The sequence below is a fragment of the Pseudomonas sp. Marseille-Q8238 genome (assembly GCF_965111915.1).
Genome location: NZ_CBCOPI010000001.1, coordinates 3,904,914 through 3,924,775, shown reverse-complemented (window position 1 = coordinate 3,924,775; position 19,862 = coordinate 3,904,914). Strand labels below are relative to the sequence as shown.

Annotated in this window: 19 protein-coding genes; 13 read left to right on the top strand and 6 right to left on the bottom strand. The window is 62.6% G+C overall.

Going from position 1 to position 19,862, the window contains the following annotated elements; genetic code table 11:
• Nucleotides 1–104: 104 nt before the first annotated feature.
• The gene (locus ACWPW0_RS18240) at nt 105–1,061 is read right to left on the bottom strand and encodes a FecR family protein (RefSeq protein ID WP_454256089.1); all 957 of its coding nucleotides are present in this window, start codon (nt 1,059–1,061) and stop codon (nt 105–107) included.
• Between the two features lie 61 nt (nt 1,062–1,122).
• The gene (locus tag ACWPW0_RS18235; protein WP_447593770.1) at nt 1,123–1,644 is read right to left on the bottom strand and encodes an RNA polymerase sigma factor; all 522 of its coding nucleotides are present in this window, start codon (nt 1,642–1,644) and stop codon (nt 1,123–1,125) included.
• Between the two features lie 218 nt (nt 1,645–1,862).
• Here ACWPW0_RS18235 and ACWPW0_RS18230 point away from each other — a divergent pair, with 218 nt between their 5' ends.
• From ACWPW0_RS18230 to ACWPW0_RS18210, 5 genes are read left to right on the top strand one after another with little or no spacing between them, the layout of a single operon-like run.
• A complete protein-coding gene (locus ACWPW0_RS18230) occupies nt 1,863–2,915 on the top strand; it encodes a hemin-degrading factor (protein ID WP_454256088.1) in 1,053 nt (350 codons plus the stop codon).
• A gap of 32 nt (nt 2,916–2,947) precedes the next feature.
• Nucleotides 2,948–3,847, top strand: coding sequence for a heme/hemin ABC transporter substrate-binding protein (locus ACWPW0_RS18225; protein WP_454256087.1), 900 nt, complete (start codon nt 2,948–2,950; stop codon nt 3,845–3,847).
• 50 nt (nt 3,848–3,897) lie between these two features.
• Complete coding sequence (locus ACWPW0_RS18220; RefSeq protein WP_454256773.1) at nt 3,898–4,881, top strand: FecCD family ABC transporter permease; 984 nt, start codon at nt 3,898–3,900, stop codon at nt 4,879–4,881.
• A complete protein-coding gene (locus ACWPW0_RS18215; protein ID WP_454256086.1) occupies nt 4,881–5,648 on the top strand; it encodes a heme ABC transporter ATP-binding protein in 768 nt (255 codons plus the stop codon). The genes ACWPW0_RS18220 and ACWPW0_RS18215 overlap by 1 nt, the downstream gene beginning before the upstream one ends.
• Before the next feature lie 34 nt (nt 5,649–5,682).
• Entirely contained in the window at nt 5,683–6,573 is an 891-nt protein-coding gene (locus ACWPW0_RS18210; protein WP_454256085.1) for a ChaN family lipoprotein, read from the top strand.
• 7 nt (nt 6,574–6,580) lie between these two features.
• Here the strand turns inward: ACWPW0_RS18210 and algW are convergent, their stop codons facing one another.
• Entirely contained in the window at nt 6,581–7,738 is a 1,158-nt protein-coding gene (algW, locus tag ACWPW0_RS18205; protein WP_447593758.1) for a Do family serine endopeptidase AlgW, read from the bottom strand.
• 112 nt (nt 7,739–7,850) lie between these two features.
• Here algW and ACWPW0_RS18200 point away from each other — a divergent pair, with 112 nt between their 5' ends.
• The 3 genes from ACWPW0_RS18200 (at nt 7,851) to cysN (ending at nt 11,572) form a co-directional block, all read left to right on the top strand.
• Entirely contained in the window at nt 7,851–8,609 is a 759-nt protein-coding gene (locus ACWPW0_RS18200) for a Nif3-like dinuclear metal center hexameric protein (RefSeq protein WP_454256084.1), read from the top strand.
• 134 nt (nt 8,610–8,743) lie between these two features.
• The gene (cysD, locus tag ACWPW0_RS18195) at nt 8,744–9,661 is read left to right on the top strand and encodes a sulfate adenylyltransferase subunit CysD (protein ID WP_454256083.1); all 918 of its coding nucleotides are present in this window, start codon (nt 8,744–8,746) and stop codon (nt 9,659–9,661) included.
• 12 nt (nt 9,662–9,673) lie between these two features.
• Nucleotides 9,674–11,572, top strand: a complete 1,899-nt coding sequence (gene cysN, locus ACWPW0_RS18190; RefSeq protein ID WP_447593752.1) for a sulfate adenylyltransferase subunit CysN — start codon at nt 9,674–9,676, stop codon at nt 11,570–11,572.
• 191 nt (nt 11,573–11,763) lie between these two features.
• On the opposite strand, the gene ACWPW0_RS18185 is transcribed toward cysN, so the two are convergent.
• Entirely contained in the window at nt 11,764–12,198 is a 435-nt protein-coding gene (locus ACWPW0_RS18185) for a YhcB family protein (RefSeq protein ID WP_447593750.1), read from the bottom strand.
• A gap of 140 nt (nt 12,199–12,338) precedes the next feature.
• Here ACWPW0_RS18185 and ACWPW0_RS18180 point away from each other — a divergent pair, with 140 nt between their 5' ends.
• From ACWPW0_RS18180 to zapE, 3 genes are all read left to right on the top strand, one after another.
• A complete protein-coding gene (locus ACWPW0_RS18180; protein ID WP_454256772.1) occupies nt 12,339–12,962 on the top strand; it encodes an alpha/beta hydrolase in 624 nt (207 codons plus the stop codon).
• Nucleotides 12,963–12,980: 18 nt separating this feature from the next.
• Nucleotides 12,981–14,327 carry a tryptophan--tRNA ligase gene (locus tag ACWPW0_RS18175; protein ID WP_454256082.1) on the top strand — a complete coding sequence of 449 codons (1,347 nt, stop codon included), beginning with the start codon at nt 12,981–12,983 and terminating at the stop codon, nt 14,325–14,327.
• A 119-nt stretch (nt 14,328–14,446) separates the two neighbouring features.
• On the top strand, nt 14,447–15,541 hold the full coding sequence (gene zapE, locus ACWPW0_RS18170; RefSeq protein ID WP_454256081.1) for a cell division protein ZapE: 1,095 nt from the start codon (nt 14,447–14,449) through the stop codon (nt 15,539–15,541).
• Between the two features lie 55 nt (nt 15,542–15,596).
• Here the strand turns inward: zapE and ACWPW0_RS18165 are convergent, their stop codons facing one another.
• Nucleotides 15,597–16,502: a GlxA family transcriptional regulator gene (locus ACWPW0_RS18165; protein WP_454256771.1), complete on the bottom strand. Its 906-nt coding sequence runs from the start codon at nt 16,500–16,502 to the stop codon at nt 15,597–15,599.
• Between the two features lie 235 nt (nt 16,503–16,737).
• On the opposite strand from ACWPW0_RS18165, the gene ACWPW0_RS18160 reads away from it, so the two are divergent.
• Together ACWPW0_RS18160 and nfi are read left to right on the top strand one after the other, a co-directional pair.
• Entirely contained in the window at nt 16,738–17,874 is a 1,137-nt protein-coding gene (locus ACWPW0_RS18160; RefSeq protein WP_447593742.1) for an acyl-CoA dehydrogenase family protein, read from the top strand.
• 87 nt (nt 17,875–17,961) lie between these two features.
• The gene (gene nfi / locus ACWPW0_RS18155; protein ID WP_454256080.1) at nt 17,962–18,669 is read left to right on the top strand and encodes a deoxyribonuclease V; all 708 of its coding nucleotides are present in this window, start codon (nt 17,962–17,964) and stop codon (nt 18,667–18,669) included.
• A gap of 4 nt (nt 18,670–18,673) precedes the next feature.
• Here nfi and ACWPW0_RS18150 read toward each other — a convergent pair whose 3' ends face one another.
• Complete coding sequence (locus ACWPW0_RS18150) at nt 18,674–19,711, bottom strand: NADP(H)-dependent aldo-keto reductase (RefSeq protein WP_454256079.1); 1,038 nt, start codon at nt 19,709–19,711, stop codon at nt 18,674–18,676.
• Between the last annotated feature and the right edge of the window lie 151 nt (nt 19,712–19,862).

Below are 19,862 nucleotides of genomic sequence, written 5' to 3'. Positions count from 1 at the left end.
TGCGAATTAGTTGCATTGACATTTGACGAAACGAACGAGCATCGAAAAGCGCGTAAAAATTTTATGGAGCCGCTGAATGTCGGGCTCAAACGCGCACGGGCGGATCAGTCCAGGATCAGCAGGCGCGGCAGTTCATGCAGGCGTGAAGAGGTGACTTCGGCCAGCGAGCGCATGGCGCCGAGCGGGTCATCCAGGCGGTAGTTGCCGGTGATGCTGAGGTCGGCCAGGCGCTCGTCGGTTGTGATGATCCAGCCGGGGTAGTAGCGCCGCAATTCGCTCAGCACCTTGCTCAGTGGGCAGTTCTCGAAGACCAGGCGACCCTGAACCCAGGCCAGTTGCGAGGGATTGGCCGTCATCTGCTGGCGGTTGCCAAAGCCGTCGGGGCCGATGCGAATGCTGTCGCCGGCGCCGAGAATCAGGCTGGCGTCGTTACGCAGGGTACGCAGGCCCACTTCGCCGCGTTCCACGCTGACTTCCGTCACGTCGTTCAGGTAGCGGACGGCAAAGGCGGTACCGCGCACGCTGACCAGCACCGGGCCAGCATCCACCTCGAACGGGCGGCTGCGGTCATGGGCTATGTCGAAATAAGCCTCGCCGTAGAGCAGGCGGGCTTTGCGCCTGGAGTCGTCCAGCTGGCTGGCGAGGGCGGTGTCGGTGTTCAGCAGTATCCGCGAGCCATCGTCCAGCTGCAGATGCTGGCGCTGCCCGACTGCGGTGACATGGTCGGCCTGCAGGCGTTTGGGCAGATCGCTCAGCAGGATCACGGTGATGGCCAGCAGAAGGCTCGCGGCCGAGGCAACGGAGCGGTAGCGGGAACGGCGTACGCGCAGACGATTCTGCTGGTCCTGGCGCTCCAATCCGGCGGCTGCGGTACCTAGCAGTGGCGAGCCCCACAGTTGGCTGGCCCGCTGATAGGCGTGCGCGTTTTCTTCGCAGGCCTGCAGCCAGGCCTCGAATTGCGCGCGTGTCGCGGCATCACCATCGTCCAGTTGGATCAGCCAGTCCAACGCCTCTGAAAGGCGCTCGGTGCTGTCTGGTGATTGCTGGCTGGGAACGGTCACGCGCAAGTCCTTGAGGCTGGGGCGGGTATTCTCTGCCAAGCCTCGCGGGATGAACAGACGATCACGTCGGGGTTTCCAGGCGATCCAGAACCCCGATGCAAATCGCCATGATCAGTTTCAGTTCCTTCTGCACCGTGCTCTGCGAGACGTCGAGTTGTTCGGCAATCTCGGCGTAGCCGCAACCATGCAGGCGGCTGAGGATGAAAATCCGCTGCTGGCGCGGGCTGAGCTGGTTGACCGCCGAACCCAGGCGTATCAGCAACTGCTCGGCATGCAGGCTTTCTTCGGCCGAAGGCGCGCCGGAGGGAATGGCCTGCAGCACGTCATCGGAGACATCGTCGAGCATGGTGCGCGATTGCATGCGCTGATGGCGCAGATGGTCCAGGGCCAGGTTGCGCCCGGTCTGGAACAGGAACGGCTCCAGGTGTTCCACCTCGCGCTGGTTCAAGGTGCGGGCTACACGCAGATAGGTTTCCTGCACGAGTTCTTCGGCGATGCTGTGGTTTTTGACCATCTTCACCAGAGTACGTAGCAAGGGGAGACGCTGGGTGAGGAACACCGTATCGAGGTTGGAAGCGCTCACAAGATAGCCATCTTGAATTAAATGATAATTATTATTAATTGGTTGCGCGCTTTCGCACAAGCTGCCCCATGCAGATTGATGGGCGGGGCGTGTCACTCGCGCACGGGTAGAGGAACGGTCGCGGCGCATTTTGTAAATGCAAATTATTATCGACTGTGGTTAGACTTGGCCTGTTCTCAATTTGCCTTTCTGAGTGGCGATCGCTGCCAAGGACTTCCATGAACACGCCCACACACTCCCTCCTGTATGACCGCTGGCAGGCACTGCGTGCCGAGCAGAGTGGGCTGCGTGCCCGCGATGCTGCAGCACATCTCGGTGTTAGCGAGGGAGAGCTGACCGCCAGCCGACTGGCTATCGATACGGTACGGTTGCGCCCGGAATGGGCCGCTTTGCTACCCGCCCTGGGCGAGCTGGGCTATGTCATGGCGCTGACCCGCAACGAGCAGTGCGTGCATGAACGCAAGGGCTATTACCGTGACGTATCGGTCATGGCCAATGGGCAGATGGGCCTGGTGGTGTCGGCCGATATCGACCTGCGGCTGTTCCTGGCAGGCTGGTCCAGTGTGTTCGCCGTGGCAGAAGAGACGGCGCGTGGCATGCAGCGCAGCATCCAGGTGTTCGATCAGCAGGGTACGGCTGTGCACAAGGTGTTTCTCACTGCTGACAGCCACGTCGACGCCTGGATATCGCTGGTGGAGCGCTTTCGGGCGCCTGAGCAGCGCGCCGAGCTGGACCTGTCGCCGCTCCCTGCGCCGGAGTCGGTACGGGCCGATGAGGCAATCGATGTCGCCGGGTTGCGCGAGGGCTGGGCGAGCCTCAAGGACACCCATCACTTCTTCGCCTTGCTGAAAAAACATGCTGTGGCCCGCACCCAGGCGCTGCGCCTGGCCGGTGAAGAGTGGGCGCAGGCGCTGGCGCCCAGTGAGCTGCCGGCGCTGCTGGAGGCGGTCGCCGCTCAGGCGGTGCCGATCATGGTGTTCGTCGGCAATCGCCATTGCATCCAGATTCACAGTGGCCCGGTGCAGAACCTGAAGTGGATGGATACCTGGTTCAACGTGCTCGATGCCGAGTTCAACCTGCACCTGAAGATGCCATCGGTGAAACACCTGTGGCGGGTGCGCAAGCCCAGTGCTGACGGCACGATCACCAGTTGGGAGGCGTATGACGACGCCGGTGAACTGGTGCTGCAACTGTTTGGCGCACGCAAGCCTGGCATCCCCGAGCGCGAAGACTGGCGCTTGCTGGCTGAGGCCGTACCAGCGTTGCGCTGAATGACACTCATATCTTCCTGGAGACGCAGAACATGCGTAGTGCGGTCCGTTTGGCTGGCGTGTGTGCCGGCTTGTTACTGAGTCAGGGTGTGCTGGCGGCAGAGTCTTTGCCGCAACGTTGGGTCAGCGCCGGTGGCTCGCTCAGCGAGTGGGTGGTTCAGCTCGGTGGGCAGAGCAAGCTGGTCGGCGTGGACACCACCAGCCTGCACCCGGCAAGTCTCAAGGCGCTGCCAAGCATCGGCTATCAGCGTCAGCTGGCGGCGGAGGGGATTCTTTCGCTGCGACCGGACATTCTCCTGGGTACCGAGGAAATGGGGCCGCCGCCGGTCCTGCAACAGATCAAGGCAGCCGGTGTGCGTATCGAGCAATTATCCGCCAAGGCCGACCGGCAGGTGCTGCAACACAACCTGCAATCCCTCGGCCGCCTGTTGGGGGACGAGCCGCGTGCGCAGCAGGTCTTTGTCGATTATCAGAAACGCCTGGAACGCCAGGCGCAGTGGGTGAGCGAAGCGCAGCGTACGTACCCGGCACCGCGTGTGTTACTGCTGCTCGGGCATGCCGGTAACAGCCCGATGGCAGCCGGCAAGGACACGGCAGCGGCCTGGCTGATCGAGCGCGCTGGTGGGCAGAACCTGACCACGCATGATGGCTACAAGAGCCTTTCCAGCGAGGCGCTGGCAGCACTTGACCCACAGGTGGTGATCATTGCCGACCGCAGCCTGGACGGTGACGCGGCACGTGATGCCCTGCTCAAGCAGAATCCGGCGCTGGCGATGACCCGTGCGGCGAAAGACGGCCGCTTGCTGGCGCTTGATCCGACCTTGCTGGTGGGCGGGCTTGGTCCGCGTCTGCCGAATGACCTGGCAACGTTGTCGGCAGGGTTTTATCCGCAGGTCCCCAAACTACTGGCTGAAAGCCTGCTCCAGCCATGACCATGGGTGTTCGCTCGCGCCCATTGTTCATTGTCTTGGGTGTGTTGCTGGTGCTGGCGCTGTGGTTATCGCTGGCGCTGGGGCCGGTCAGCTTGCCGCTGACCGATACCGTGCGGGCGGCGATGCGCTTGCTTGGTCTGCCACTCGATGGCGAAGGGCTGGAGCAGGCTGAGCTGATCATCGGGCAGATTCGCCTGCCCCGTACGCTGCTCGGGTTGGCGGTGGGCGCCGTACTGGCGTTGTCTGGCGTGGCCATGCAGGGCCTGTTCCGCAACCCGCTGGCGGACCCGGGCCTGGTTGGGGTGTCCAGCGGCGCTGCATTGGGTGCTGCGGTGGCGATTGTCGGCGGTGCCGCCTTGGGCGGTCTGCCGGAGGCCTCGGCGCCTTACCTGTTGTCGCTGTGTGCGTTTCTCGGCGGGCTCGGGGTAACGGCGCTGGTCTATCGCCTGGGGCGGCACGACGGGCAGACCAGTGTGGTGACCATGCTACTGGCCGGTATCGCCCTGAATGCCTTGGCGTTCGCCTGCATCGGCCTGTTCACCTACCTGGCCGACGACGCCACCCTGCGTACGCTGACGTTCTGGAACCTGGGCAGTCTCAACGGGGCGAGCTATGCGCGCCTGTGGCCGCTGCTGCTGGTGACGCTGGCCGTGGTGCTGTGGCTGCCGCGCCGGGCCAGGGCGCTGAATGCCCTGCTGTTGGGCGAATCGGAGGCACGTCACCTGGGTTTCGACGTCGAGGCGTTGAAGCGTGAGCTGGTGTTCTGCACGGCGTTAGGCGTCGGTGCCGCCGTGGCAGCGGCCGGGCTGATCGGTTTTATCGGCCTGGTGGTGCCGCATCTGGTTCGGTTGGTCGCCGGTCCTGATCATCGGGTGCTGTTGCCGGCGTCCGCCCTGGCGGGAGCGAGCCTGATTCTGTTTGCCGATCTGTTCGCCCGCCTGGTGTTGGCGCCGGCCGAGCTGCCGATTGGTATCGTCACCGCCTTGATCGGCGCGCCGTTCTTCCTTTATCTGCTGTTGCGCAGGAGAGCCTGATGCTGTGCGCCGAGCGGCTGGAAATCCACCGGGGCGAGCGTGTCGTGCTGGCGGATATCGACCTGTGCCTGCAGCCCGGTGAGGTGCTGGGTGTGCTGGGGCCCAATGGCGCGGGCAAGAGTACGTTGCTGGCCGCGTTGTGCGGGGAGCTGGCGCCCAGCCATGGCAGCGTGCACCTCGACCAGCGGCCGCTCGGGGCATGGTCCGGCCCCGCGCGGGCACAGCGCCTGGCGGTATTGCCGCAGAGTTCGACGCTGAACTTCGGCTTTGCCGTCGAGGCGGTTGTCGGCATGGGGCGCCTGCCCCACGCCACCGGTGCGCAGCGTGATGCCGAGATCGTTGCGCAAACCCTGGCAGCGGCCGATGCCGGGCACCTGGCTGGGCGCAGCTACCTGGCCCTGTCCGGTGGCGAGCGTCAGCGCGTGCACCTGGCGCGTGTGTTGGCGCAACTGTGGCCAGGCGCGGCGGGGCAGACCCTGTTGCTCGACGAGCCAACCTCGATGCTCGACCCGCTGCACCAGCACACGACCTTGCAGGCGGTACGCGATTTCGCCGGGCGCGGGGCGGCGGTGATGGTGATTCTGCATGACCTCAACCTGGCCGCTCGCTATTGCGACCGCGTGCTGCTGTTGCACAATGCCCGCCCCCATGCGCTGGGCGCTGTCGATGAGGTATTGACCGCCCAGGCACTGGAAGCCGTCTTTGGTCTGCAGGTACTGATCCAGCGTCATCCCGAGCGTGGGCATCCGCTGATCATTGCCCGCTGATAACCCAGGCCCATGCTCACACGAGGGATCGCTTATGCGCGTGCTGCTGTTCTGTGTCGTTGCCCTGCTGGCGGCTTGTCAGTCTCGTGAAACCTTGCCGCCACCACCCTGGCTCAGCCCGTTGGGGCATGAGCATGCCGATATCGGCGTGATTAGCGACCTGGCCAGCGGTGAAATCCTCACTGCGCAGCAATTGCTCAATCGCCTGGCCGACGCACCCCGAGTGCTGGTGGGCGAACAGCACGACAACCCGGACCACCACGCGCTGCAGCTGTGGCTGTTGCGCAACCTGAGTGCGCGCCGCGAGCAGGGCAGCCTGTTGCTGGAGATGCTCACGCCTGGTCAGCAGGCCCGAGTCGAGGCGGTCCAGGCTGGTGCTCGCGTTGGCCATCGCCCCGATGACCTGATTACTGCCCTGGCCTGGCAGCCGGGTTGGGGCTGGTCGCTGTATGGGTCGCTGGTGACTTATGCGCTCGCACAATCCTATCCGCTGCTGGCGGCCAACCTGGATCGTACCGAGATCATGTCCATCTATAAGCAGAAGCCGGTGCTCACTGGCGCGTCGTCCACGGCGTCGGTGGTGCAGGACAAGCTGCTTGCGGATATTCGCGATGCCCATTGCGGGCTGCTACCGGAAAGCCAGATGCCAGCCATGCTGGCTGTGCAACAACAGCGTGACCGGCGCATGGCCGAGCGCCTGCTGGCGGCGCCACAGCCGGCGATGCTGCTGGCGGGCGCCTTTCATGTGCGCAAGGACTTGGGCGTACCGCTGCACCTTGCTGACCTGGGCGCAGGGCCGGGCACACGCGTGCTGATCCTGGCCGAGGTGGGCGCAGCGGTGCCTGCAGGCAGTGCCGACTATGTCTGGTATACCGCCGCGCAGCCCGAGCAGGATCACTGCGCGGGACTAAGGCCTGCGGGCTGATTCAGGCTCAGGGCGCGGCTGGCGGCGTGCTGCTCTGCGGCGAGCGGACAGCGATTTCGGCAGTCAGCTTGAGCACCTTGCCATCGCGCAGCACCTCGATAGGGATGCGTTCGCCAGGCTTGGTCTGTGCGACCTGGTTCATCGAACGGCGACCATCCACGGCGGGTTGATTGCCGATGCTCAGGATCAGGTCGCCGGGCTGCAGCCCGGCCTTGTGCGCCGGACCCTCCCGGTAGACGCCGGCAACGAGGATGCCCGCGCGCCCTTGCAGGTCGAAGGACTCCGCCAGTTCCGGGGTCAGCGGCTGGACCTCGATGCCCAGCCAGCCGCGAATGACCTGGCCGTGTTCGATGATGGCCTTCATCACGTCCATTGCCAGTTTCACCGGGATGGCGAAGCCGATGCCCTGCGAACCGCCCGACTTGGAGAAGATCGCCGTATTGATGCCGATCAGGTTGCCGTGGGCATCGACCAGCGCGCCGCCGGAGTTGCCGGGGTTGATCGCTGCGTCGGTCTGGATGAAGTCTTCGTAGGTGTTGAGGCCCAGTTGATTGCGCCCGGTGGCGCTGATGATGCCCATGGTTACGGTCTGGCCAACACCGAATGGGTTGCCGATGGCCAGGGTGACGTCACCGATCTTGATCTGGTCGGAACGACCCAGGGTGATCGAAGGCAGCTTGGCCAGGTCGATCTTGAGTACGGCCAGGTCGGTTTCCGGGTCGCTGCCGATGACCCGGGCGATGGTTTCGCGTCCGTCCTTGAGGGCGACCACGATCTGGTCGGCGCCGGACGTCACGTGGTTGTTGGTCAGCAGGTAACCTTCGGGGCTCATGATCACCGCCGAGCCAAGGCTTGATTCCATGCGCCGCTGCTTGGGCAGGTTATCGCCGAAGAAGCGCCGGAACATTGGGTCGTCGAACAGTGGGTTGTTCGATTTGTTCACCACCTTGGTGGTGTACAGATTGGCCACGGCGGGCGCGGCCAGGCTGACCGCATCGGCATACGACACCGGGCCTTCGCGTGCAGCCCCGTATTGCGGTGCCTGACGCAGGTGTACGTCATTGCTCGGCAATCCCACCCATTGCGGGTAGCGCTGCATGAGCAGCAATGCCAGCAACAGGCCGACCAGCAGGGGCCAGCCGAGGAAACGCAGGGCCTTGAACATCGATGAACAATCCTGAGGGTTGCGAGGGCAGGGAGCGGCCCTTAAGGTGGCGGCATTATAGTGGGGCGCCGAGCAAGAAAGCAGTGCCCGCAACAGCTTGTGAGGAATATCCATGGCCATCGCTTTGCGCACCCTGGTCGACGAGGCGGACCGGTTTCTGAATGCCGCGCGTATCAGCGATTACTGCCCCAATGGCCTGCAGGTCGAAGGGCGTCCACAGGTGCGTCGCATCGTCAGTGGCGTGACCGCCAGCCAGGAACTGGTGGATGCCGCTGTAGAGGCCGAGGCAGACGTGCTGCTGGTTCACCACGGCTATTTCTGGAAGGGCGAGGACGCGCGTATTGTTGGTATGAAGCAGCGTCGCCTGAAAAGCCTGCTGGCCAATGACATCAGCCTGCTGGCCTATCACCTGCCGCTGGATGTGCACCCCGAGGTGGGCAATAACGTGCAGCTTGCCCGTGAGCTCGACATTACCGTGGAAGGCCCGCTCGACCCGGACAACCCGAAGGTGGTCGGCCTGCTCGGTTCGCTGGCCGAACCGATGAGCGCACGTGATTTTGCCCGACGGGTGCAGGAGGTGCTGGGACGTGAGCCGCTGCTGATCGAGGGCACGAATACGGTACGCCGGGTTGGCTGGTGCACGGGGGGCGGTCAGGGCTATATCGACCAGGCCATTGCGGCGGGTGTCGACCTGTTCCTCTCCGGCGAGGCCTCCGAGCAGACCTTTCACAGCGCCCGGGAGAATGGCATCAGTTTCATTGCTGCCGGCCACCATGCCACCGAGCGCTATGGGGTGCAGGCGCTGGGCGATTATCTGGCGCGGCGTTTCGCCCTTGAACACCTGTTCATCGACTGCCCCAATCCCATCTAATTTCGCCTCGAATCACGGCTATATGTTTAGATCGTTTCGATCTAATGGGCTGCCTGAATAGAATAGGGTGCTGTGCTAGAGTGCGCGCTCGTCCACGGCCCGCCGGCCGTTCATCCCTGATCTCGTGATAAGCCATGCTCGACAAACTGACGCACCTGAAACAGCTCGAGGCGGAAAGCATCCACATCATTCGTGAAGTGGCCGCCGAATTCGACAACCCGGTGATGCTGTATTCCATCGGCAAAGACTCTGCCGTGATGCTACACCTGGCGCGCAAGGCCTTCTTCCCCGGCAAGCTGCCATTTCCGGTGATGCATGTCGACACGCGCTGGAAATTCCAGGAGATGTACAGTTTTCGCGACAAGATGGTCGCGGAGATGGGGCTGGACCTGATCACCCACGTCAACCCGGATGGCGTTGCGCAGGGCATCAATCCCTTCACCCACGGCAGCGCCAAGCACACCGATATCATGAAGACCGAGGGCCTCAAGCAGGCGCTGGACAAGTATGGTTTCGATGCCGCCTTCGGTGGGGCGCGCCGCGACGAAGAGAAGTCCCGCGCCAAGGAGCGCGTGTATTCCTTCCGCGACAGCAAACACCGCTGGGACCCGAAGAACCAGCGTCCCGAGCTGTGGAACGTGTACAACGGCAAGGTCAAGAAGGGCGAGTCGATCCGGGTGTTCCCGCTGTCCAACTGGACCGAGCTGGACATCTGGCAGTACATCTATCTGGAACAGATCCCGATCGTGCCGCTGTACTTCGCCGCTGAACGTGAAGTCATCGAGAAGAACGGCACGCTGATCATGATCGACGACGAGCGCATCCTCGAGCACCTGTCGGACGAAGAGAAATCCCGCATTCAGAAGAAGATGGTGCGTTTCCGCACCCTCGGCTGCTACCCGCTGACCGGCGCGGTGGAGTCGGAGGCGGCCAGCCTGACTGACATTATCCAGGAAATGCTCCTGACCCGAACTTCCGAGCGCCAGGGCCGCGCGATTGATCACGACGGCGCCGGTTCGATGGAAGAGAAAAAACGTCAGGGCTATTTCTAAGGATTCCGCACCATGAGTCATCAATCCGATCTGATCAGCCAGGACATCGTTGCGTACCTGGCCCAGCACGAACGTAAAGAACTGCTGCGCTTTCTCACCTGCGGCAACGTCGACGACGGCAAGAGCACCCTGATCGGGCGCCTGCTGCACGACACCAAGATGATCTACGAAGACCATCTGGAAGCCATCACCAAGGATTCCAAGAAGGTCGGCACCACCGGTGAAGAAGTCGACCTGGCGCTGCTGGTCGACGGCCTGCAGGCCGAGCGCGAGCAGGGCATCACCATCGACGTGGCGTACCGCTATTTCAGCACCGCCAAGCGCAAATTCATCATTGCCGACACCCCCGGCCATGAGCAGTACACGCGCAACATGGCCACGGGGGCTTCCACCTGCGACCTGGCGATCATCCTGATCGATGCGCGTTACGGTGTGCAGACCCAGACCAAGCGCCACAGCTTCATCGCCAGTCTGCTCGGCATCAAGCACATCGTCGTCGCCATCAACAAGATGGACCTCAAGGGCTTCGATCAAGGCGTGTTCGAGCAGATCAAGGCTGACTACCTGAAGTTTGCCGAAGGTATTTCGCTCAAGCCGACGTCGTTGTTCTTCGTGCCGATGTCGGCACTCAAGGGCGACAACGTGGTGAACAAGAGCGAACAGTCGCCCTGGTACACCGGCCAGTCGCTGATGGAAATCCTCGAGACTGTGGAAGTCGCTGGCGACCGCAATTTCACCGACTTGCGTTTCCCGGTGCAGTACGTCAACCGCCCGAACCTGAACTTCCGTGGTTTCGCCGGTACTCTGGCCAGCGGCATCGTGCGCAAGGGCGACGAAATCATCGCCCTGCCGTCGGGCAAGGGCAGCCGGGTCAAGTCCATCGTCACCTACGAGGGCGAGCTGGAGCAGGCCGGTCCTGGTCAGGCGATCACGCTGACCCTGGAAGACGAAATCGACGTGTCCCGTGGCGACATGCTGGTGCATGCCGACAACCGCCCGCAGGTCGTCGACAGCTTCGACGCCATGCTGGTGTGGATGGCCGAAGAGCCGATGCTGCCGGGCAAGAAGTACGACATCAAGCGCGCCACCAGTTATGTGCCGGGCTCGATTGCCAGCATCGCCCATCGCGTTGATGTGAACACCCTTGAAGAGGGCGCGGCGAGCAGCCTGCAGCTCAACGAGATCGGCAAGGTTCGTGTGGCGCTGGATGCGCCGATTGCCCTCGACGGCTATGCGCACAACCGCACCACCGGTGCCTTCATTGTCATTGACCGATTGACCAACGGCACCGTGGGTGCCGGCATGATCATCGCCGAGCCTGTCGGTGCGGGTGGGGCGACGCATCACGGGCAACTGGCGCATGTGTCTACCGAGGAGCGTGCCACGCGCTTCGGTCAGCAGCCGGCTACCGTGCTGTTCAGCGGCCTGTCCGGCGCCGGCAAGAGCACCCTGGCTTACGCGGTTGAGCGCAAGCTGTTTGACATGGGGCGTGCGGTGTATGTGCTGGATGGCCAGAACCTGCGCCACGACCTGAACAAGGGCTTGCCGCAGGATCGCGCCGGGCGTACCGAGAACTGGCGCCGTGCCGCTCACGTGGCGCGTCAGTTCAACGAGGCCGGCCTGCTCACCCTGGCCGCATTCGTTGCCCCGGATGCCGAGGGCCGCGAGCAGGCCAAGGCGCTGATCGGCACTGATCGCCTGATTACCGTCTACGTCCAGGCTTCGCCGCAGGTATGCGCCGAGCGTGACCCGCAGGGCCTGTATGCCGCCGCTGGCGACAACATCCCGGGCGAGTCTTTCCCCTACGACGTGCCGCTGAATGCCGATCTGGTGATCGATACCCAGAGCCTGTCGGTGGAAGAGGGCGTCAAACAGGTGCTCGATCTGCTGCGGGCCCGCGGCGCGATCTGATCAAGCCGTCTGCGAAAAGCCCCGCCTTGTGCGGGGCTTTTCATTTCTGCCTGCGTGGGGGGCGCCTTGCGCACCGTGGAGATAGGCAAGGCCTTTGGTTCAGGAGGCGCGTACGGCGACTCTGCGTCTGGCAGTAGTTCCCAGGCATGAAAAAGCCCCGCATCGGCGGGGCTTTTTCATGCGGCGGATAATCAGCGCTTGAGGCCGAACGTCTCGTCCAGCGTACCCGGCGCGTCGGCAGCTTTCGGTGCGTAGTCCTTGGGCATTTCGTTGTTCTTCGGTGGGGTCAGGCGTTCGCGTTTTTCGCTGGCTTCGTCGACATGCAGGGCGGCCAGCAGGCGTTGACGCGTGAGCTCGTCGAGGGCCAGGCGGTTGGCGCCTTCGGACAGGTGCTCTTGCACGTCCTGATAGCTCTGGGTGAGTTTTTTCACCAGGCTGGCGGTGGTGTTGAAGTGCGTCACCACTTCGCTCTGGTAGGCATCGAAGCGTTGTTGCATATCGTCCAGCTGGCGCTGGGTGCGATTGGGCGCGGCATTGGGCAGCAGGCGCGCTACCAGAAAGCCGATGGCGACGCCTGCCAGCAAGGCAATGGCGGGGAGCAACCAGGGCGTTATCGTCTGTTCCACGAGTCCTTCCTCTCTAAACGGCTTTGCTTTACGGTAACGGCTCTAACCCGAGCTGTATAGCGCACATGAGCCATAGGTTGTGCGTTGTGCCTAACCAAGACGTGTCGACCCGATCCGGGGTCACGGAGTTCCTGCAGTTGATCCGCGAAACCCCTCTCTTTCTCGATGGCCCCAGTGGGCCGCTCGAAGCCCTTTATCTCGACGCGCCTGATGCCCGAGGTGTGGCGCTGCTCTGCCATCCCAATCCGGTCCAGGGCGGCACCATGCTCAACAAGGTGATTTCTACCTTGCAGCGTGCGGTGCGGGACATGGGCTACAGCACGTTGCGTTTCAACTACCGGGGCACAGGGGCAAGCGCGGGCAGCCATGACATGGCTTCTGGCGAAGTGGATGATGCCGAAGCCGCCGTGCATTGGCTGCGGGAGCAGCATCCGCAATTGCCGCTGACCCTGCTCGGTTTCTCCTTTGGCGGCTTTGTCGCCGCAGCGCTGGGTGGGCGGCTGGAGCAGCAGGGCATCGACGTCGAGCGATTGTTCATGGTTGCACCGGCGGTGCAGCGTCTGCAGGAGCCTGAGCATATGCCGAACGCTGGCACGTTGACGGTCATCCAGCCCGATCAGGATGAAGTGATAGATCCGGCAACGGTATTTGCCTGGTCAAGTGCCCTGACGCGTCCTCATGAGCTGCTGAAAGTGGCAGAATGCGGCCACTTTTTTCATGGCAAGCTGCCGGAGCTGAAAGACCTGGTACAGCCGCGCCTCTAATTTCAAGCGATATAGATCATGACCACCCGAATTCTGACTGGCATTACCACCACCGGCACGCCGCACCTGGGCAACTACGCGGGCGCGATTCGGCCGGCCATTGTTGCCAGCCGCGCGACCGACGTTGACTCCTTCTACTTCCTGGCCGACTACCACGCGCTGATCAAGTGCGACGATCCGCTGCGTATCCAGCGTTCGCGACTGGAAATCGCCGCGACCTGGCTGGCGTGCGGCCTGGACGTGAACAAGGCGACGTTCTATCGCCAGTCCGATATCCCGGAAATTCCCGAGCTGTGCTGGCTGCTCACCTGTGTTGCCGGCAAGGGCCTGCTCAACCGCGCGCATGCCTACAAAGCGTCTGTGGACAAGAACGTCGAGGCTGGCGAAGACCCGGATGCAGGCGTGACCATGGGGCTGTTCAGCTACCCGGTGCTGATGGCTGCAGACATTCTCATGTTCAACGCACACAAGGTGCCGGTCGGCCGTGACCAGATTCAGCACGTTGAGATGGCGCGCGATATCGGCCAGCGCTTCAACCACCTGTTCGGTCAGGGCAAGGAGCTGTTCACCCTGCCTGAAGCGGTCATCGAGGCCGAAGTGGCGACGCTGCCAGGGCTCGACGGGCGCAAGATGTCGAAGAGCTACGACAACACGATTCCGCTGTTCGGCAGTGCCAAGCAGCTCAAGGACGCTGTCGCCCGTATTGTCACCGACTCGCGCCTGCCGGGCGAGGCGAAGGACCCGGACAACTCGCACCTGTTCACCCTCTACCAGGCGTTCGCTACGCCGGTACAACAAGCCGAATTCCGTGCCGAACTGCTCGCAGGCCTGGCCTGGGGCGAGGCGAAGAGCCGCCTGTATCAGTTGCTGGAGAGCGAGCTGGGTGAGGCGCGCGAGCGTTACCATGCATTGATCGAGCGTCCGGCGGATCTGGAAGACATCCTGCTTGCTGGCGCCGCTCGAGCGCGCAAGATTGCCACGCCATTCCTCGGCGAGCTGCGCGAGGCTGTCGGCCTGCGTTCGTTCCGCAGTCAGGCGCAGAGCCAGGAAGCTGGCAAGAAGAAAGCTGCAAAGAGTGCACGTTTCGTCAGCTTCCGCGACGAAGACGGCAGTTTCCGTTTCCGTCTCCTGGACGCTGCTGGCGAGCAGTTGCTGCTGTCCAAGTCCTTTGCTGATGGCAAGGCGGCTGGCCAGGCGAGCAAGCGCCTGCAGTCCGGCGAGACGCTGGATGTGCGCGATCAAGGCGAGGGTTTCGGCGTGTGGCTGGAGGGCGAGCTGATCGGTGAGAGCCCGGCCTTTGCGGATGCTGCTGCACGTGAGGCCGGTGTCGCCCGGCTGCGTGAGGCGTTGGCCCCGCAGGATTGAGTGCGCGTCGCGCCTTGGCCGGCGCGACATTGCCCGCCATATAAATGCAGGCTGTGATTGCCAACCCACGGGGCCGTCGCTAAAGTGACCGCCCCGTTTTTGTTACCGAATTTCCCATCATGACTCCTCTTGAGCGCTACCAGGCCGACCTGAAACGTCCGGACTTCTTCTTCGATGCCGCCCAGGAAACGGCGGTACGCCACCTGCAGCGTCTGTATGACGACCTGGTTGCCGACTCTCAGAGCAAGAGTGGGTTGTTTGGCGGGCTGTTCGCCAAGAAGCGCCAGGGGCCGGTCAAGGGCCTGTATTTCTGGGGCGGCGTCGGTCGCGGTAAGACCTACCTGGTCGATACTTTCTTCGATGCATTGCCGTTCGAGCAGAAAGTACGCACGCACTTCCACCGTTTCATGAAGCGCGTGCACGAAGAAATGAGGACGCTCAAGGGCGAGAAGAACCCGCTGACCATCATCGGCAAGCGCTTTGCCGAAGAGGCGCGGGTCATCTGCTTCGATGAGTTCTTCGTCTCCGATATCACCGACGCGATGATTCTTGCCGGCTTGCTCGAAGAGCTGTTCAAGAACGGCGTGACCCTGGTCGCCACCTCCAACATCGTGCCGGACGGGCTGTACAAGGATGGCTTGCAGCGTGCGCGTTTCCTGCCAGCCATCGCCCTGGTCAAGCAGCACACCGATGTGGTCAACGTCGACAGCGGTGTGGACTATCGTCTGCGGGCGCTGGAGCAAGCGGAGTTGTTCCATTGGCCGCTGGATACCGAGGCTGAAATCAGCCTGCAGAAGAGCTTCAAGAGCCTGCTGCCGGACTGCACCCAGGCGGTGGAGAACGAGGCGCTGATGATCGAGAATCGCGCAATCAATGCGGTGCGCGTTTGCGAGGATGTGGCCTGGTTCGAGTTCCGCGAGCTGTGCGATGGCCCGCGTAGCCAGAACGACTACATCGAGCTGGGCAAGATCTTCCACGCGGTGATCCTGGCCAACGTCGAGCAGATGGGCGTGGCCAAGGATGACATGGCGCGGCGCTTCATCAACCTGGTGGACGAGTTCTACGACCGTAACGTCAAGCTGATCATCTCTGCCGAGGTCGAGCTCAAGGACCTGTACACCGGTGGCCGCCTGGAGTTCGAATTCCAGCGAACCCTCAGCCGCTTGCTGGAAATGCAGTCCCACGAGTTCCTTTCGCGCCCGCACAGACCCTGACCTGCAGGTTGATTGCTCAATGAAAAAGGGCTGCCAGTTGGCAGCCCTTTTTCATTCAGGCGTGGTTGTCCTTGTGCAGGAATTGCCGGCGGTACTGGTTGGGTGACAGCTCGGCGTGCTGGCGGAACAGGCGAGCGAAGAAGCTGGCGTCGTCGTAACCGACTTCGTAGCTGATGGTCTTGATGCTCTTGCGCGTGGAACTGAGCAGGCCCTTTGCCGTTTCGATACGCAGGCGTTGCAGGTAGTGCAGCGGCTTGTCGCCGGTGGCGGCCTGGAAGCGGCGCATGAAGTTGCGGATGCTCATGCCGTGCTCGCGGGCGACATCCTCGATGCGGAATTTATCCGCGAAGTGCTCCTCCAGCCATTGCTGGACCTGCAGGATGGCTACGTCCTGGTGCAGCTTCTGCCCGCCAAAGCCGATGCGTCCGGGGCTGTAGCTGCGCTGGGTCTCATAGAGAATGTCGCGGGCTACGGCCTGGGCAACGCTGGCACCACAGAAGCGTTCGATCAGGTAGATGTACAGGTCGCAGGCGGAGGTAACGCCGCTGGCGCAGTACAGGTTGTCTGCATCGGAAAGGTGTTTTTCCGGGTTCAAGAGGACCTTGGGGAAGCGCTCGCCGAACTCGCGGAAGAAGCGCCAGTAGGTGGTGGCCTCCTTGCCGTCGAGCAGGCCGCTGGCGGCCATCCAGAAGACGCCGGTGGCTTCACCGCACACCACGGCTCCGGCCGCATGTTGCTGCTGCAGCCAGGGTGTGATCTGTGGGTAGCGTTGGTGCAGGACGTCGAAGTCTCCCCAGAAGGCTGGCAGGATGATCACATCGGCGGCTTCCAATCCGCCATCGGCCTGTACGTTGGCCTGGCTGAAACTGGTGACGTCGTGGCCATCCGGGCTGACCACGCGAATCTGGAAGTTGGTGGTGACGCCCAGGCCTTGCTGCTTGCTGTAGCGCAGGCCGGCCATGTGGAAGAAATCACGTGCCTGCATCAGGGTGGCTGCGAAGACGCCTTCGGTGGCCAGGATGCAGATGCGGGTCAGAGCGGTTGTCGCAGGCATGGCATATTATTCTTTTAAGTGGTGAAACGGTCATAATGTGGCTGGATCGTCTTATTTTTTGGCGCATGTGTCCAGTGTCTAGTGTCGGCGGGCTGGCCTAGAGTGGAGGCCATCCATTGGCCAACCAGATACAGGTACCACAATGATTCCAAGAACCCTGTTCAGTCACGAGCACGAGCAATTTCGTGAGTCGGTGCGTAAATTCTTCGAGCAGGAAGCGGTGCCGTTCCATGCGCAATGGGAAAAAGACGGCCATATCGACCGTGCCCTGTGGAACAAGGCGGGCGAGGCCGGCATGCTCTGCTCGCACATCCCGGAGGAATACGGCGGCATGGCCGCAGACTTTCTCTACAGCGCCGTGGTGATTGAAGAGCAATCGCGCCTGGGGCTGAGTGGTGTGGGTTTTTCCCTGCATTCGGACATCGTTGCGCCCTACATCCTTCACTACGGCAGCGAAGCGCAGAAGCTGAAGTACCTGCCCAAGCTGGTCAGCGGCGAACTGGTTACCGCTATCGCCATGACAGAGCCAGGTACGGGCTCCGACCTGCAAGGCGTGAAGACTACCGCTGTGCTGGATGGCGATGAATACGTGATCAACGGTTCGAAGACCTTCATCACCAACGGCTTCCTTGCCGACCTGGTGATCGTGGTCGCCAAGACCGATGCCAAGGCTGGTGCCAAGGGCATCAGCCTGTTTCTGGTCGAGGCCAATACCCCGGGCTTCGCCAAGGGCAAGCGCCTGGAGAAGGTCGGAATGAAGGCGCAGGACACCTCCGAATTGTTCTTCCAGGACGTGCGGGTATCCAAGGACAACCTGCTGGGCAAGGAGGGCATGGGCTTTGTCTACCTGATGCAGGAGCTGCCGCAGGAACGCCTGACCGTGGGCATCGGTGCCATCTCTTCGGCCGAGGCTGCGCTCAAGTGGACGCTGGATTACACCCGTGAGCGCAAGGCCTTTGGCAAACCGGTCGCGGACTTCCAGAACACACGCTTCAAGCTGGCGGAGATCGCCACCGAAGTGCAGATTGGTCGTGTGTTCGTCGATCGCTGTCTGGAGTTGCACCTGCAGAAGAAGCTCGATGTGCCGACCGCAGCGATGCTCAAATACTGGGGTACGGATCTGCAGTGCAAGGTGCTCGACGAGTGCGTGCAGTTGCATGGCGGTTACGGCTACATGTGGGAATACCCGGTGGCACGTGCTTGGGCCGACTCGCGGGTGCAACGCATTTATGCCGGCACCAACGAGATCATGAAAGAGATTATTTCCCGCTCGCTGTAACTCGTCCGGTTCGCCTGCGGTCGTCGCAGGCGAACCTGTCTCGCTGCGCATTGGTCTACCGGTCCTGATTCAGAGTCGGAGCGACCAATGCACACTTCACCATTCGCTGATTGGGACGGAACCGCGCAACAGGCGCGCGTGCTGCAGAGCGCGCTGGCCGAGCGTGTGGTGCTGGAGGATGACTTCGCGCCTTTGCGGGTGATCGCTGGTGTCGATGTCGGCTTCGAGGAGCAGGGCAGGGTCACCCTGGCGGCGGCTGTGCTGCTGGATGCCGAGACCTTGCAGTTGCTTGGGCATAGCGTGGCGCGTGTCCCCACCAGCATGCCGTATGTGCCGGGGTTGCTGTCCTTTCGCGAGTTGCCTGCGCTGTTGCAGGCTCTGCAAGGCCTGCCGCAGGTGCCAGATCTGATCTATTGCGATGGCCTGGGTATCGCTCATCCGCGTCGGCTAGGTATCGCGTCGCACCTGGGCGTGGTCACCGGGCTGCCGACCATTGGCGTGGCCAAGAGCATTTTGGTCGGCACGCATGAGGACTTGCCCGCAACGAAGGGGGCCTGGGTGCCACTCAGGCATGCTGGTGAGCAGATTGGCTGGATGTTGCGCAGCAAGGATGGCGTCAAGCCGCTGCTGGTCTCGCCCGGGCACCGGGTGAGCCTGGCGACTACGGTCGAGCTGGTGTTGGCGTGCTGTCACGGCTATCGCCTGCCCGAGCCGACCCGTCTGGCGGATCGGCTGGCCTCACGACGTGAGGAGATGCCGGCGTCCACGAGTCGTACGCCGGATCTGTTTGGTTGAGTCTTCAGGGGGCTGGATTGGGTTGCTCGCGGTGAATGGCTTCTATTCCTTCCAGCACCTCGTCGCTCAAGTTCAGCTCGGCGCTACCCAGGTTGCACTCCAGTTGTTCCAATGACGTTGCGCCAATGATGTTGCTGGTCACGAATGGCTGTGCGGTGACATAGGCCAGGGCCATCTGCGCTGGGTCCAGGCCGTGCTTGCGGGCGAGGGCAACGTAGCGGGCGCAGGCGGCCTGCGACTGTGGATTGGTGTAGCGGGTGAAGCGACTGAACAGGGTGATGCGGCCGTTCGCTGGGCGCGCGCCGTTGTCGTACTTGCCGGACAGCATGCCGAAGGCCAGTGGCGAGTAAGCGAGCAGGCCGCACTGTTCACGAATGGCGACTTCAGCCAGGCCAACCTCGAAGCTGCGGTTGAGCAGGTTGTAGGGATTCTGGATCGATACCATGCGCGGCAGGCCGAGGCTGTCGGCCAACTGCAGGAATTTCATGGTGCCCCAGGGGGTTTCGTTGGACAGGCCGATGTGGCGGATCTTGCCGGCCTTGATCTGCTCGGCCAGCACGTCCAGGGTTTCCTGCAGCGGGGTGAAGTCCTGTTCCTGGTGGCGATAGCCGAGCTGGCCGAAGTAGTTGGTGCTGCGCTCGGGCCAATGCAACTGATAGAGGTCGATCCAGTCGGTCTGTAGGCGTTTGAGGCTGGCATCGAGAGCGGCGACGATGTGCGTGCGGTTGTGTTTGAGCTGGCCGTCGCGAATGTGATTGATGGCGTTGCCTGGCCCGGCGACCTTGCTGGCCAGGATCCAGTCGGCCCTATTGCCGCGGGCCTTGAAGTAGTTGCCGATGATGCGTTCGGTAGCGCCGTAGGTTTCGCCGCGCGGTGGCACCGGGTACATCTCGGCGGTGTCGATGAAGTTGATGCCGACCGCTTGGGCGCGGTCGATCTGCGCGAATCCTTCGGCCTCGGTGTTCTGCTCGCCCCAGGTCATGCTGCCCAGGCAGAGAACGCTGACATCGAGGTTGCTGCGGCCCAGTGGACGGTACTTCATGCGCTTCTCCTCGCATTGGCTGAAAAAGACGTCATCAAAGCAGGTTGCTATTTTCGCTGCAATCGGCATAATTCCGCGGCTTTCTCAGCGGGGATGCCTAGCCTGCTCGAGAAGGAAGGTGGGGATGCCTAGCTCACCGAAAACCTTGCCG

Excerpts from the sequence above, each read along its gene's own strand:
- ACWPW0_RS18160 (WP_447593742.1), top strand. The coding sequence starts at position 16,738 with ATGATTCCAAGAACCCTGTTCAGTCACGAGCACGAGCAATTTCGTGAG.
- nfi (WP_454256080.1), top strand. The coding sequence starts at position 17,962 with ATGCACACTTCACCATTCGCTGATTGGGACGGAACCGCGCAACAGGCG.
- ACWPW0_RS18230 (WP_454256088.1), top strand. The coding sequence starts at position 1,863 with ATGAACACGCCCACACACTCCCTCCTGTATGACCGCTGGCAGGCACTG.
- ACWPW0_RS18215 (WP_454256086.1), top strand. The coding sequence starts at position 4,881 with ATGCTGTGCGCCGAGCGGCTGGAAATCCACCGGGGCGAGCGTGTCGTG.
- ACWPW0_RS18225 (WP_454256087.1), top strand. The coding sequence starts at position 2,948 with ATGCGTAGTGCGGTCCGTTTGGCTGGCGTGTGTGCCGGCTTGTTACTG.
- algW (WP_447593758.1), bottom strand. The coding sequence starts at position 7,738 with ATGTTCAAGGCCCTGCGTTTCCTCGGCTGGCCCCTGCTGGTCGGCCTG.
- ACWPW0_RS18150 (WP_454256079.1), bottom strand. The coding sequence starts at position 19,711 with ATGAAGTACCGTCCACTGGGCCGCAGCAACCTCGATGTCAGCGTTCTC.
- ACWPW0_RS18210 (WP_454256085.1), top strand. The coding sequence starts at position 5,683 with ATGCGCGTGCTGCTGTTCTGTGTCGTTGCCCTGCTGGCGGCTTGTCAG.
- cysN (WP_447593752.1), top strand. The coding sequence starts at position 9,674 with ATGAGTCATCAATCCGATCTGATCAGCCAGGACATCGTTGCGTACCTG.
- ACWPW0_RS18200 (WP_454256084.1), top strand. The coding sequence starts at position 7,851 with ATGGCCATCGCTTTGCGCACCCTGGTCGACGAGGCGGACCGGTTTCTG.
- cysD (WP_454256083.1), top strand. The coding sequence starts at position 8,744 with ATGCTCGACAAACTGACGCACCTGAAACAGCTCGAGGCGGAAAGCATC.
- zapE (WP_454256081.1), top strand. The coding sequence starts at position 14,447 with ATGACTCCTCTTGAGCGCTACCAGGCCGACCTGAAACGTCCGGACTTC.
- ACWPW0_RS18165 (WP_454256771.1), bottom strand. The coding sequence starts at position 16,502 with ATGGCCGGCCTGCGCTACAGCAAGCAGCAAGGCCTGGGCGTCACCACC.
- ACWPW0_RS18175 (WP_454256082.1), top strand. The coding sequence starts at position 12,981 with ATGACCACCCGAATTCTGACTGGCATTACCACCACCGGCACGCCGCAC.